This is a genomic window from Blastococcus sp. TF02A-30 (assembly GCF_003319185.1).
GTDB lineage: Bacteria > Actinomycetota > Actinomycetes > Mycobacteriales > Geodermatophilaceae > Blastococcus.
This window is the reverse complement of sequence record NZ_QOHJ01000004.1, coordinates 200,600-213,857: the sequence shown is the minus strand read 5'-3', so window position 1 is coordinate 213,857 and position 13,258 is coordinate 200,600. Positions and strand designations below refer to the sequence as shown.

The 13,258-nt window shown below is 77.0% G+C and carries 9 protein-coding genes; 2 read left to right on the top strand and 7 right to left on the bottom strand.

Annotation, left to right across the window (positions count from 1 at the left end):
• Positions 1–56 precede the first annotated feature (56 nt).
• The 3 genes from DQ241_RS10660 to DQ241_RS10650 are packed head-to-tail and all read right to left on the bottom strand — an operon-like array spanning position 57 to position 4,145.
• On the bottom strand, positions 57–677 hold the full coding sequence (locus DQ241_RS10660) for a phosphatase PAP2 family protein (protein ID WP_113830157.1): 621 nt from the start codon (positions 675–677) through the stop codon (positions 57–59).
• A gap of 1 nt (position 678) precedes the next feature.
• Positions 679–1,755, bottom strand: coding sequence for a YbhN family protein (locus DQ241_RS10655; protein WP_158545912.1), 1,077 nt, complete (start codon positions 1,753–1,755; stop codon positions 679–681).
• Entirely contained in the window at positions 1,752–4,145 is a 2,394-nt protein-coding gene (locus DQ241_RS10650; protein WP_113830155.1) for a phosphatase PAP2 family protein, read from the bottom strand. The genes DQ241_RS10655 and DQ241_RS10650 overlap by 4 nt, the downstream gene beginning before the upstream one ends.
• A 368-nt stretch (positions 4,146–4,513) precedes the next feature.
• Here DQ241_RS10650 and DQ241_RS10645 point away from each other — a divergent pair, with 368 nt between their 5' ends.
• Positions 4,514–6,184 (top strand): RIO1 family regulatory kinase/ATPase, encoded by a 1,671-nt coding sequence (locus DQ241_RS10645; RefSeq protein WP_113830154.1) that lies wholly within the window; start codon positions 4,514–4,516, stop codon positions 6,182–6,184.
• A gap of 6 nt (positions 6,185–6,190) precedes the next feature.
• Here the strand turns inward: DQ241_RS10645 and DQ241_RS10640 are convergent, their stop codons facing one another.
• Complete coding sequence (locus tag DQ241_RS10640; RefSeq protein WP_113830153.1) at positions 6,191–6,523, bottom strand: spore germination protein GerW family protein; 333 nt, start codon at positions 6,521–6,523, stop codon at positions 6,191–6,193.
• A gap of 138 nt (positions 6,524–6,661) precedes the next feature.
• Positions 6,662–7,030, bottom strand: a complete 369-nt coding sequence (locus tag DQ241_RS10635) for a DUF5335 family protein (RefSeq protein ID WP_113830152.1) — start codon at positions 7,028–7,030, stop codon at positions 6,662–6,664.
• Between the two features lie 165 nt (positions 7,031–7,195).
• On the opposite strand from DQ241_RS10635, the gene DQ241_RS10630 reads away from it, so the two are divergent.
• Complete coding sequence (locus tag DQ241_RS10630; RefSeq protein ID WP_199584378.1) at positions 7,196–9,685, top strand: HAD-IC family P-type ATPase; 2,490 nt, start codon at positions 7,196–7,198, stop codon at positions 9,683–9,685.
• Positions 9,686–9,691: 6 nt separating this feature from the next.
• Here DQ241_RS10630 and DQ241_RS10625 read toward each other — a convergent pair whose 3' ends face one another.
• Entirely contained in the window at positions 9,692–11,068 is a 1,377-nt protein-coding gene (locus DQ241_RS10625) for a nitroreductase/quinone reductase family protein (protein WP_113830151.1), read from the bottom strand.
• Positions 11,069–11,176: 108 nt separating this feature from the next.
• The gene (locus DQ241_RS10620) at positions 11,177–13,234 is read right to left on the bottom strand and encodes a dehydrogenase (RefSeq protein ID WP_113830150.1); all 2,058 of its coding nucleotides are present in this window, start codon (positions 13,232–13,234) and stop codon (positions 11,177–11,179) included.
• Positions 13,235–13,258 lie beyond the last annotated feature (24 nt).

Genomic DNA, 13,258 nt, shown 5'->3' with positions numbered 1-13,258 from the left:
ATGCCACCGCCGCCGGCGGGGGCCGCCCAGGAGCGGAGGACCTCTCGTCGCGGGACCTACGACGCGGAGCCGGGGCGGCGGGCCGGCACGCCCACGACCAGGTTCAGCACCGCCCCGACCGCCGCGCCGGCCGCGGCGCCACCGAGGACGTCCAGCGGCGCGTGCGCACCGAGGTAGACGCGGGCCACGCCGTTCAGGACCGCCAGCGCGACGACGAGCACCCCCCACCGCCGCGGGAGGTGGGGGAGGAGCAGCACGACGATGCCGGCGGTGATCACGGCGTGCCCCGACGGGAACGAGGCGCCCGCCGAGGGCACGTCGCGCAGGATCGCGTCGGCGATCGTGGTCCCCGGGCGCTCCCGGTGCACCAGCTCCTTGAGCACCGCGCGCTCCACGACGAGCTTGATCGGCACGAGCAGCACCAGGGCCGCGGCCAGCCGCACCCGGCGGGCGAGCAGCGCACCCGCGGCCACGAGCAGCGGCATGCCGAGCACGCCCAGCAGCTGGAAGACCCACAGCGGCCCGCGCCAGCCGTCGGAGCGCTCGTTGACCAGCCGGAAGACCTGGCGCTCCACGTCGCCGACCGTGCCGTCCGCCACGGCCCAGGCGCACAGCGCGGCGCCGCCGGCCGCCAGCACGGCGGTGACGGCGTCGGCCCGGCGCCGTCGGACCGGCACGTCAGCCGCCCACGGGGACGGGGCCGTGCCGGGCCAGCCACCGCCGCCAGACCATCCAGGACAGCACGCCGAGCGGGATGGTGAGGAACCAGGTGAGCGCCCGGAAGACGAGGACGGCGCCCGCGGCGGTCGCCGGTGCCACCCCGATCGCGGTCAGCCCGGCGACGTAGCTCAGCTCCGCCACGCCGAGCGCACCCGGCGTGATGGGCACGAGGGTGACCAGCCGGGTCACCGCGAAGACGGCGAGGACGGCGATCCAGTGCACGTCGGCGTCCCCGTTCTCCGCCACCGCCCGCAGGCAGGTCAGCAGCAGCAGGAACAGCGCGGCGTGGCTGGCGAGGGCGGCGGCGGTCAGCCGCGGCCACCGGTCCCGCACCAGCCCGAGGGAGTCACGGCGGAACCGGTCCGCGCGCGACGCCCAGCCCGTCGGTGCCGGCCGCCCCAGCGCGGTGAGCAGCGGGGCGGCCGCCCGCTGCACCGCCCGGGCGGCCGCGCGGGCGAACCCGGCGGAGGTCAGCGCCAGGAGGAGCGCGCCGACGACGAGCACGAGGACCAGCCCGCCCAGCACGGCGGCGACGGCCAGCCCGCCCGTGACCTCGCCGACGACGGCGAGCGCGGGCAGGGCGAGGGCCGGCGTGCCCAGCTTCACCAGGTTGTTCCAGACCCCGGTGAGCACGACGGCGCGGCTGATCGCCGCCGGCGAGCAGCCGAACGAGTGGAACATCGCCGCCGAGGTGCCCACGCCGAAGGCGAAGCCGACCGGCACCGTGTTGGCCACCGCGGTGGAGGCCTGGTCGGTGAGGACCGCCCGGACGAGGGGCAGCCCGGGCAGCGCGGCGGTCCACAGCGGCGCGTAGGAGAGCAGGTTGAGCACGCCCACCACTCCGAGGACGCCGGTCTCCACCGCGGTGAGCGACCGGACCAGCTCCCACGCCTCCCCGTAGTCGGCGATCCGGGGCAGCACGCCGGCGAAGACGAGCAGCACCACGCCGACGGTGAGACCGATCCGAACGACGGGGTGGCCGACGACGCGGCGCACCCGCGCCCGCGCCCGCGGCCCGCTCGCCAGCGCGGTCACCGGCCGAAGTGCCGCTCGTACCGCGAGGTCAGGAGCGCCCCGGTCGCCGCCGGGATCCAGAAGGTGAGGGAGCGGAAGACGAGGACGGCGGCGCAGGCGGCGGCCAGCGGAGCACCGAGCCCGGTGAGCGCCAGGAGGAGGCCGACGTCGGCAGCGCCGGGCGCGCCCGTCACCGGGAGCACCGACCAGAGCAGGTGGAGCACCCCGTACACCGACGCGGTCGCCAGCAGCGGCACCTCGCCGCCGACGCTGTGCAGCGCCGCGGCGAGCACCGCCGCTTCGAGGAAGACGCCGGTGACCATCCAGCAGAGCTGGGCACCCCGCCGCCAGACCGTGCCGGCGTCCGGGCGGCGGACGGAGAGCAGCTCCCGGAGGGCGAGCAGCACGTCCTCGCGCTGCCCGGGTGGGACCGGACCGGTGCCGCCGCGCCGCGCGAGCCACTGGCCGAGCAGCACCAGGACCCAGGCGGCGAGCCCGACCAGCACCGAGCGCACCAGCCCTTCGGGGCCCTGCCACTGCGTCAGCCGGCCCTCGACCGCCGCCAGGACCAGGGTGGCCAGGGCCACCACGACGGCGGCCAGCACGGCCCCGGCACCGAACCGGCCCAGCGCCTGCTCAGCGGGCCCGGGGAGGACGCCGGCGCGCTCGAGGAAACGGGCGGCCGCCCGCCGCCACCCGATCCGGCCGTGCAGCAGGGTCGCCGCGTCCGCCACCATCACCGCGCCGGCCGTGCGGCCCAGCGAGATCCGCCGCGGCACGGTGAGAAGCGCCGCCGCGGCCACCCCGACACGGGCCAGGACCGCCAGGGCCAGCGCCCCGCCCAGCCACCGCCACCCGCCGTGCTCGATCGACTCGGCGAGCGGACCGGCGCCGGCGAGCAGCGGGACGCCGACGAGCGCCAGCAGGGAGCCGGCGGCGACCGCCAGGCGCGCGGGGAGCCCCGGCGGGGGGAACTCCGGGCGGTCCGGGTCGGGCAGGCCGAGCTGCCGGCGCAGCTCCCGGCGCAGCAGGTGCAGCCGGTGCGGGCGCTCCCGCAGGGCGGCACGGGTGACCGCGGCCAGGCTCAGCGGCGCGAGGCCGGGCAGGGCCGCCTCGACCGCCTCCGCGCCCAGGCGGTCGACGGCGCTGCGCACCACGGCGTCCGGCTCGAGCAGCAGCACGAGGGAGGCCATGAGCTCGGCGACGTCGCCGGCCAGCGCATCGTCGCCGGCACCGGTGAGCGCGTTGCCGAAGTCGACCAGCCAGGGGTCGCCGGCGGCGTCCACCAGCACGCTGCCGGCGACCAGGTCGTGGTGGGCGACCCGTGCCCGGTGCAGCAGACCCACCTGCTCCCACACCGCGGAGAGCAGCTCGGGGGTCAGCTCCCGGGGATCGAGCTCGTCGAGCGCGCGGGCGTCGACGAACCGCTGCACGACGACCGCCTCGCGGCCGTCGCCCCGGGCCAGCAGCACCGCCGGCGTGCGCACACCCCGCTCGCGGGCGGTGAGCGCGGCGACGGCCTCGTGCTCGGCCTGCTGGCCGAGCGGCGCGACGGCGTCGGCGTCCTTGATGTCGCGCACGGCGAGCAACCGGTACAGCCGGTAGAGCCAGTCCCGCTCGAACCGGTCCGGTTCCAGGTACTTCACGTACAGCCGGCGCCCGGCGTCGTCGACCGCCTCGAAGGGGTGCGAGCTGCGCGCGGTCACCGGCGCGGCCCGCAGGTCCACGGCGGTGACGCCGAGCCGGTCCAGGAGAGCTCGCACGCGGTCGACCGACACGTCGCGGCGGGGGACGCCGAACACGAAGTGCACCAGCGAGCCGATCGCCCACCCGACCGCGGCCCCGCCCACGACGTCCAGCGGGAGGTGCGCGCCCACGTAGATGCGGGCCAGCGCGACGATGCCGGCCAGCACCCACACGGCGCGGCGGCCGCGGCGGGGCAGGTAGGGCGCGGCGGCGGTGGCCAGCGCCGCGGCGACGGCGGCGTGGCCGGAGATGAACCCCAGCCCTCCGACGGGGCCCTCGGGGAAGTTGACCTCCACGGCGAACCCGCCCGGGCGCTCCCGCCGGACCACACCCTTCACCAGGTCGGCGGTGACGTAGGCGAGCCCGCCCGAGATCAGCAGGTCCCGGGCGAGCCGGACCCGCCGTGCGAGCAGCGCGACGGCCGCGACCACCGGCACGGCGAGCACGTTGCCCAGCTGCATGACGGCCCAGATCACCGGAAAGACGGCGGGCGGGAGGTCGTTCACCAGCTGGAACACGTCCCGCTCGAAGACGGGCAGCTCCCCGCGCTGGGCGACGAGGAAGCCGAGGCCGAGCACCGCCGCCCCGAGCAGGACGCGCACGAGGTCGACCGGGTGCCGCTGCACCGGGTGCCGGGCGTGGGCGGCCGTGGCAGGTCCGGTCACGGGAGGGCCTTGTACCTGCGTCGTCACCGGCCGAGTGGACCGCGCCGCTCTTCCGGAGGGCAGGGTCTTCCGGCCCGGAGGGCGGGTGCCGGCGGTCCCGCTCACGGCCGCACCGCAGCGGTCCCGGCCGGGCCGGATGCGGGCTCCGGCTGGAGCGCCGGCGGCGTGCGCGGGTGGGTGAGCACGACCGGCACGTTCCCGCGCGTGCCGGCCCGTACACCGCGCCGACGACGGCCCGGGTGGCCGGCAGCGGTGGCTGGGACCTTCGGCCGGGCGGCCGGGACGCTGGTCCCGTGCCGACCGGGCCGCCGGCGGCGATCATGGTTTCGCTCGGCCACCGGCGCGCTCGAGCGGACGGGGAGGGTGGCGTGGGAGCGCAGCGCGTGACCCTCACCCCTGGCACGGCCGTCGGACGGCCGCGCTGGCCGGAGGGTGACCGCTGGCGTCGGCCCTACGGGTGGGAGCGCGCGCGGCGGCCGCGACCGGCGCGGGCGGTCTGGGTGTGGGCGGCGGCCGGCGCGCTGTCCGTCGCCGGCCTGCTGGTGCGCTGGCTGCCGGCCCGTCCCCTCGCCGGCTTCGACCGCCGCGTCGGCGACGCGCTCGCCGGCGACGGCACCCCGGCGTGGGCGGAGGCGCTGGACCGCTACGGCGTGGTCCTCGGGTACCGGGTGCTGTGGATCCCGGCCGTGGCGGTGCTCGTGTGGTCCGCGCGGTGGCGGCACCTCGCCGTCTACCTCGGCACCGTCTCGGTCGTGGCCGCGGTCGCCCAGCTGGCGCTCGGGCACACCAGCCTGGCTCGCGACCTCCGCTCCGGGGTCACCGGATCGCCGGCCGCCGTGGAGCTGCCGGCCTGGCCGACGGTCGTCCTGGCGACCGTCGCCACCGCCACCTTGCTGGTGCTCACGCCGGCGGGGCGGGTCCGGGTGGCCGGCTGGGCGGCGGTCTGGGCGCTGCTCCTGGGCGTCGCGGCCGAGCGCGTCGCCATGGGCCACGACGTCGTCACGACCGAGCTGCTCAGCGCGCTGCTCGGCGCCGCTGTGGCCGCCGTGACCGTGCACCTGCTGGCGCCCGAGCGGGCGTTCCCGGTGACCTACCGGCGGGTGGTCAAGGCGCACCTGCGCCTCGACGACGAGCGCAAGCAGCGGATCTTCACGGCGGTGCGGGAGCAACTGGGGCTGCAGCTGGGCGGCCTCGAGCCCTACCGCCTGGACGGCTCGGCGGGCTCGACGCCGTGCCGCCTGCTGGTGAGCGGCCCCCGGGAGGGGGTGCTCTTCGGCAAGCTGTACTCCGTCACCCACCTGCGCTCCGACCGCTGGTACAAGCTGTTCCGCGTGCTGCGGTACGGCCGGCTGGAGGACGAGGCGCCGTTCGGCTCGGTCCGCCGGCTCGTCGAGCACGAGGACTACATGCTGCGGCTGCTGCGCGACGCCGGCGTCCGGGTCCCCGAGCCGGTCGGCGTGGTCGAGGTCGTCCCCGGCGCCGAGTACCTGCTGGTCACCGAGATGGTGCCGGGGGCGCGGGAGATCCTCGACGCCGACGTCGACGACGCCGTGGTGGACGACGCCCTGGCCCAGGTGCGGCGGTTGTGGGCGGCGGGGGCGGCGCACCGCGACATCAAGCCGTCGAACGTGCTGGCCCAGGGGTCGAGGGTCTACCTGGTCGACGTCTCCTTCGGTGAGCTGCGCCCCTCGCGGTGGCGGCAGGCGGTCGACCTGGCGAACATGATGCTCACCCTGGCCCTCGCCGTCGGCCCGGAGCGGGTCGCCGCCCGGGCGCAGTGCTGCTTCGACCGGACCGAGCTGGCGGAGGCCATCGCCGCGACCGGCTCCCTGACCCTGCCCCGCCAGCTCCGCCGGCGCGTCGAGGCCTCGGGCCGCGACCTGCTCGCCGAGTTCCAGGCGCTGCTGCCCCCGCACCCGCGGATCCGCGTCCAGCGGTGGAGCCTGCGCCGGGTGCTGCTCGCGCTCGCGACCGTCGGTGGCGTCGTGCTCGCCGTCGTCGTCGCCGCGCTCAACCTGCGGGCCGGCGGCCTGCTGTAGCCGGCGTCACCGGCGGCGTCGAGCTCCGCGCGGCCGGGTCAGCAGCCAGGTGACCAGGACGGCGCCGACGACGGCGACCACGCGGTTCGGGTCGACCGCCGGCTGCCAGCTCACCGTGCCGTCCTTGACGACGTAGACGCCGGCCGGGCGCCCGCCCGCGCCGAACCCGCCGCCTGAGTTCTCGTGGCCGGCCTCGTCGAAGCCGGAGCCGGCGCCACCGCCGCCACCCACCCGGGCCGCCGGGATGACCGTGACGCCGTCCTTCTCGTAGGGCTCACCGAACACCCGGCGGACGGTGATCGCGTCGCGCGCGCTGCCCAGCACGTCCTGCACCTGCACGGGGACCGACCTCCTCGGGGGGACGCCCGCGGGTGGCGGGCGGTGGATGGGGCCCACGCTGCCGCTCGCGGCGGGGCGTCGCGCGGGGCGCACGGCTCCGGCCCGTGGGACCTCCGTCCCTACGCGCGGACCGGCCGCCTAGGCGCCTGGCCCGCGGTGGCCGTCGGGGCGGCGCAGGATGCTGATCAGCGTCGTGGTGCCGGCCGCGTCCGTGATCCGTAGCGCCGCTCCCTGCGCGATGGCGTCGAACTCGAGCTTCGTGGGGTGTTCGATCACGTGGCGCAGGACGACGGGGTAGCGCCGGTCCCGGCCTCCGACGGAGACCACCACGACGTCGTCCCGGTGGTCGTAGGTGATGCCGGAGAACGGCAGCCGCTCGACCATCGAGCTGTCACCGCCCTCGGCGTCGATGAGCTCGATGGCGACGTCGTGGTCGGCGTGGTCGGCGCTGATCCGCTCGGTCAGCGTGTTCCACGCGGCGCGCTGCTCGGTCGTGGTGGCGGACATGCTGCTCCCTCTGCTCGACTCCGGCAGGTGGCCCCACCGTGGACTCCCCGGGCCCGTCCGGGAGCGGACGGAAGACCGGAAGCCCGGGGACTTCGGTCCCTGCGCGGCGACACGGCGCGGTGGTGGTGTTGGCCGGGTCGGCCCCCGGACCGGGATGCTGCAGGCGTGGGGAGAGCGGAGGGCGGGCAGGTGCCGGCTGACGGCGGGACGGCGGTGGAGCCGGTCCGGCCCCACCTGGAGGCGGCGGTCGAGCGACCGCGGACGCCGGTCGGTGGGCTGTCGGCGGCGCAGGTGGCCGAGCGGACGGCGGCGGGGCTGGTCAACGCGACCACGGTGCGGACCAGCCGGACGGTGGGCCAGATCGTCCGGGCCAACGTGCTCACCTTCTTCAACGGGCTGCTGGCCGCGCTGTGGGTGGTCGCCGTCGCCAGCGGCCGCTGGCAGAACGCCCTCTTCGGCGGGGTCGTGGTGGCCAACGCCGGGATCGGCATCGTCCAGGAGCTGCGCGCCAAGCGGACCCTCGACCGGCTGGCCGTGCTGAACGCGCCGCGGGCCCGCGTGGTCCGCGACGGCGTGCTGTCGGAGCTGGCCCCCGCCGACGTCGTCCTGGACGACCTGCTGGAGGTGCGCGCCGGTGACCAGGTGCCGACCGATGCCGTGGTGCGGTCCTCCGCGGGGCTGGCGGTCGACGAGTCGCTGCTGACCGGGGAGGCCGAGCCGGTGGCCAAGGACCCCGGCGACGCGCTCTGGTCGGGGTCGATCGTGGTCGCCGGCAGCGCGCGGGCGCAGACGACGGCGGTGGGCGACGACGCCTACGCGGCGCGGCTGGCCACCGAGGCCCGGCGGTTCACCACCACGTACTCCGAGCTGGTCGCCTCGACCAACCGCCTGCTGCGGTGGATCGCCGTGGTCCTGGTCGTGGTCACGCCGGCGGTGCTCTGGAGCCAGTTCCGCAGCGAGGACAACGTCGGCTGGCGGGACGCCGTCACCGGGACGGTGGCCGCGCTGGTCGGGATGATCCCCGAGGGCCTGGTCCTGCTCACCACCCTCGCGTTCATGGTGGCCACCGTGGCGCTGGCCCGGCGGCAGACCCTCGTGCAGGAGCTGCCGGCCGTGGAGGGGCTGGCCCGCGTGGACGTGGTGTGCCTCGACAAGACGGGGACGCTCACCTCCGGCGACGTCCGGTTCGACCGGCTCGAACCGCTGGACGGCACCGGGCCGGACGCGGTGGCCACCGCCCTGGGGGCGCTCGTGGCGGCCGACGCGGCCAACGCGACCGCGGCGGCGCTCGCCGCGGTGTTCCCGCCGCCCCCGGACGGCCGGGGGACCGAGGTGGTGCCGTTCTCGTCGGCCCGCAAGTGGTCGGCCGTGCGACCGCCCGGCGACCGGACCTGGGTGCTGGGGGCGCCGGAGATGGTGCTCGCGGGCACCCCGGGTGCGGAGTCGGAGGCGGCCCGGGAGCGCGCGGAGCGGCTGGCCGCCGAGGGGCGCCGCGTGCTCCTGCTGGCGGCCTCGCCCGCGCCGGCCTCGGGGGAGGGCGAGGAGGTGCGGCTCCCCGACGGCCTGCGGCCGGTGGCCCTCGTGCTGATGGCCGAGCAGATCCGCCCCGACGCCGCCGAGGTGCTCCGCTACTTCACCGAGCAGGGCGTGGCGCTGAAGGTGATCTCCGGCGACAGCCCCCGCACGGTGGGCGCCGTCGCGGCCGCGGTCGGGGTTCCCGGGGTCGGGGGAGCGGGCGACGCCGTCGACGCGCGGACGCTCCCCGAGGACGACGACGCCCTCGCCGACGTCGTGGAGCGGGCCAGCGCGTTCGGGCGGGTGACGCCGCACCAGAAGCGGGCGATGGTCCGCGCCCTCCAGCGCCGGGGCCACGTGGTGGCCATGACCGGTGACGGCGTCAACGACGCCCTGGCCCTCAAGGACGCCGACATCGGCGTCGCCATGGGCAACGGCTCCCCGGCGACCCGCGCCGTGGCCCAGCTGGTGCTGCTCGACGGCCGGTTCGCCCACCTGCCCGACGCCGTCGCCGAGGGCCGGCGGGTGATCGCCAACATCGAGCGGGCGGCCAACCTCTTCCTGGTCAAGAACGTGTACTCGCTGGTGATGGCGCTGATCACCGTCGCCACGGTGGCCGCCTACCCGCTGGCGCCGGTGCAGCTGACGCTGATCTCCACGGTCACCATCGGTGTCCCCGGCTTCTTCCTCGCCCTGCTGCCCAACCGGCGGCGCTACGTCCCCGGCTTCCTGCGCCGGGTGCTGACGTTCTCGCTGCCGGTGGGGGTGGTGACCGGGGCCGCCGCGTACACCGGTTACGCGCTCACCCGGTGGCTGGACCGGACGGCGGGGGTGGACGCCGCCCGCACCACCGCGACCCTGGTGGTCCTCGCCGTGGCGCTGTGGACGCTGGTCGTCCTGGCCAGGCCGCTGAGCGGGGTCAAGGTGGTCCTCGTCCTCGCCCTGACCGGAGTCACGGCCATCGTGCTGGCGGTGCCGGCGCTGGCCCACGACGTCCTGCTGCTGGAGTGGTCGATCCCGGTGCTCCCGCTGGCGGCGGCCGTGGTGGTGCCCGCGGTGCTGCTGGTCGAGCTGGCCGCCCGGCGGGCGCTGCCGCCCACCGGCGCGACGGCGCGCCGGAGCCGAGCGCCGGTCGGATAGGAGCCGTCAGCCGCCTGCGGCGTCCGGGACGACGCGGAACACCGGGAAGCGGTCGGCCACGGCCGCGATCTCGTCCAGGTCGAGGTCCGGGCCGACGCCGAAGAAGGCCCGGGCCTCGCGGGCGACCGCCGTCGTGCCGGGGCGCCGCGCCGCGCGCAGCACGTAGGAGCGGATGACCGGGGCCCGCCGGTCGGCCGGCACCTCGACTAGCGTGGCCGGGGTCCGTCGGCGGCCGCGGGAGAGCACCACCCGGTGGCCGGCCGCCCGCACGTTGCGCACCCACTCCGACTCCCCGGTCAGGGAGACGAGGTAGTGCTCGCCCCCGTGCTCGGCTCGGACCAGGGTGGTCCGCCGGACGACGCCGCTGCGGCGACCGGGCACCTCGAGGGTGACGACGTACCGGGGGCTCAGCCCGAGGGCGGTGAGCGCGTGCCCGAGCCACTGCAGCCGGGCGTAGAGGCGCGGCGGCGGGCGGTAGCGCGCCGCGGAGGGGTTGCCCAGGGGGACGACGGCGCGGTCGACCGCCCGGCGGGTGCGGGTGCGGCCGTCCGCGGCCAGTGCCCGCAGCGCGTCCGGCGTCCCGGTCGCGAGGGGGTACCCGTGCCCCGGCAGCAGCACCCGGGGCGCCGTGGCGGCGAGAACGGCCACCGACCGGCGCGCCAGCTCCCGGTCCCACGTCGAGTACCAGGGCGGCCCGGACACCCGCCGCCGGCCGGTGAGCCAGCCGGCCGGAGTGTCCGCGTCCACGGTGAGCGCCGCGTCGCCGGAGATCAGGACCCCGTCGCCGCGGCGGAGGTAGGAGACGTGCCCGGGCGTGTGCCCCGGGGTGGCCACCCACTCCCAGCCGGGCAGGCCGGGGACCTCGCCGTCCGGGGGCAGCGGCCGCACGACGTCGGTGATGTCGCCGGCGGCCTCGATCCGGGCGCGCGTCCGGACCGGCAGCCGCCGGACCACGGGCATGACGAGCCGACGGTCCAGGGGCGTGTCGAACTCCGGCAGGTGCCGGCCGGCGGCCATCGGCAGCTCGGCGGGGTGCGCGAGGACCGGCACCCGCCAGGAGCGCGCGAGCTCACCGGCCGCCGCGGAGTGGTCGGGGTGGACGTGGGTGAGCAGCACGGCGAGCGGGCGCGTGCCGGACCCGAACACCTCCTTGGCGGCCCGGCGGATCGCCGTCGCGTCGCCGGCCCAGCCCGCGTCGACCAGCGCCCAGGCCTCCCCGGCGCGGACCAGGTAGGCGTTCGCGGCCGGGAACCCGCGGCCCAGCACCACGGCGTGCACGTCCGGCGCCACCTCGACCGGCCCGCGGCGATCGCGCGGCGGCGGCCACCGCCCCGGAGCCCCGCTGACCCCGGAGGTCCGGCCGACGTCCACGGCACCGCCCATGCCGCGAGGCTCCCGAACGCGGGGTCCGCCGTTCAGGGCCGGAGGACCCGGGGAGGCAGCGCCGGAGGTACCGAACGCGCGGACGAGGCGGGCGTCGCGCGGCTCCGCTCACGACGCCGATGTCGACGTCCTCGTCCGGCCGCCCCGGCCGGCGAGGGCGAGCTCCCGGACCCGGGTGAAGTCGGCGTCGGTGAAGACGCCCCGGGCGCCGGAGATCGCGGCCAGCTCCATCCCGTGCTTGAGGCCCAGCCGGTAGATCTCCTTGACCTTCGCCCAGTCGATGTCGCGCCCGACGGTGAACGTCTCGTAGCGGCCCTCGAGGGCCAGGACGACGGTCTCGGCCAGGCAGGCGTAGGCCACGCCGGGCGGGAGGCCGATGTCGCGCATCTCGACGTCGCCGGGCAGCTCGATCTCCCCGGACTCGATGACGAGCACGTCCGGCCGCTTGGCGACGTCCTCGGGGGAGAGGTCCAGAGGCCGGGCGACGTCGGTGATCACGCAGCCGGGCTTGACCGCCATGATGTCGAGCACGCGCTTCCCGGCGCCCGAGGTCGCGGTGACGATCACGTCCATGTCCCGCAGGTGGGCGCCGGGCGTGGCGGCGACGTGCAGCCGCGCCCGGGGGTTCTCGCGCTCGATCTCGTGCTTGAGGGCGAGCAGCTTGGCGGTCTCCGGCGAGACCAGCCAGAGGTCGTCGCTGGCCAGGGCCAGCAGCCGCGCGCAGACCGACCCGATGGACCCGGTGGCGCCCACGACCATCGCGGACCCGTGGATCCGGCCCTGCTCGTCGACCTCGGCCAGCCCGAGCCGGTTCACCGCCTCGTGCGCGGCCCAGAGCGCGCCGGAGGCGCTGTAGCTGTTGCCGGTCGTGATGGGCAGGGCGGCCTGCTTGGCCACGGTGACCCCCGCGTCGCCGACCACCTTGGTGAACGCCCCGAGCCCCATCACCTGCGCGCCGAGCCGCTTGGCCATCTCCGCCGCCTCCAGCAGCCGGGCGTAGGTGAACTCCGGCCGGTGGGCCATCAGCTCCCGGGGCGTGCCGCCGACCGTGATGAGCCACCCCTCGGCCCGGGCGCCGGTGGGCGAGGTGATGCCCGTGACGTGGCTGTAGACCATCGGCGGGAGGTAGGCCAGCGCTCGCTCGAGCACGTCCATCACCGGCGCCGGTGAGAACCGGGCGATGGTGGCCAGCGGTTCGACGTTGGTGAAGAACCGCCGCGAGAGCGGGTGGATCACGAAGGCGAACCGGCTCGTGCGCCGCGGCCCGTTCGGACGCAGCAGCCGCGGTTCGAGGCCCGCGGCGTCGATCATGTCGAGCAGGTCGTCGTCGGTCAGCCGCTCGTGGTCGGGCACCAGGGCCAGCATCATCGCCTCCAGCACGGCGGGGGAGACGGTGAGCGACGGGAACGGCTGGGGCGTCGGGTCCAGCACCAGGTCGACCCCGCGCTCGCCCAGGTCAGCCACCACGTCCCCGGGGACGGCGGAGCTGATCACCGTCTTCCCCGTGAGGTCGGCCAGCCCGAACTCCGCGAGCTCCTCGACGGTCCCGACGACGACGTCGCAGTCGCGGGCCGCGCGCCGGGCCAGCGCGGTGCTGACCCGGCCCGCGGGGACGAGGACCGGCGCGGCCAGGTGCAGCGCCTGGGTGCGCACCGCCGGCGGCAGCACCCGCGCCGTCCGCAGCCCCGCGTCGACCACCCTGCCCAGCACCGGCTCGCCGCGGGACCGGACCGCCCGGTCGAGCCGCAGCAGCGGATCGGCGAACTCGAGGTTGCCGGTGTACGCGCCCAGCGTGCGGGCGGCCCGCTCGTGGCCGGTGCCGCCGAGCACCACCGTGCGCGCGTTCGCGAAGTAGCCCGGCATCTCGGTCTGCACGTGCCGGATGGCCCACTCGTCGAGGACGTCGCCGAGGGCCAGGCCGTCGGTCACCGGCACCGGCGCGGCGGACCGGACCGCGTGGACGAGGTCGGGCGGGCCGGTCACCGCGATCGCCGCCGCGCGGGAGGCCCAGCGGCGGACGTGCTCCCGCGCCGCCGCGACGTCGCCACCGGTGCTGCGCTGGACGATCCGCACGTCGCGGTCCAGGAACGTGACGCGCTCGTCCCGGTCCGGGGCGGTTCCGGCCAGGCGCAGGTCGAGCACGTGCGCGGGTGTGGAGTCGGGCATCGTCTTCCCCTGGGGTCGTCGGAC

Bases quoted from the DNA above. Each gene is read 5' to 3' on its own strand.
- DQ241_RS10635 (WP_113830152.1), bottom strand. From the start codon at position 7,030: ATGTCCGCCACCACGACCGAGCAGCGCGCCGCGTGGAACACGCTGACC.
- DQ241_RS10625 (WP_113830151.1), bottom strand. From the start codon at position 11,068: ATGGGCGGTGCCGTGGACGTCGGCCGGACCTCCGGGGTCAGCGGGGCT.
- DQ241_RS10620 (WP_113830150.1), bottom strand. From the start codon at position 13,234: ATGCCCGACTCCACACCCGCGCACGTGCTCGACCTGCGCCTGGCCGGA.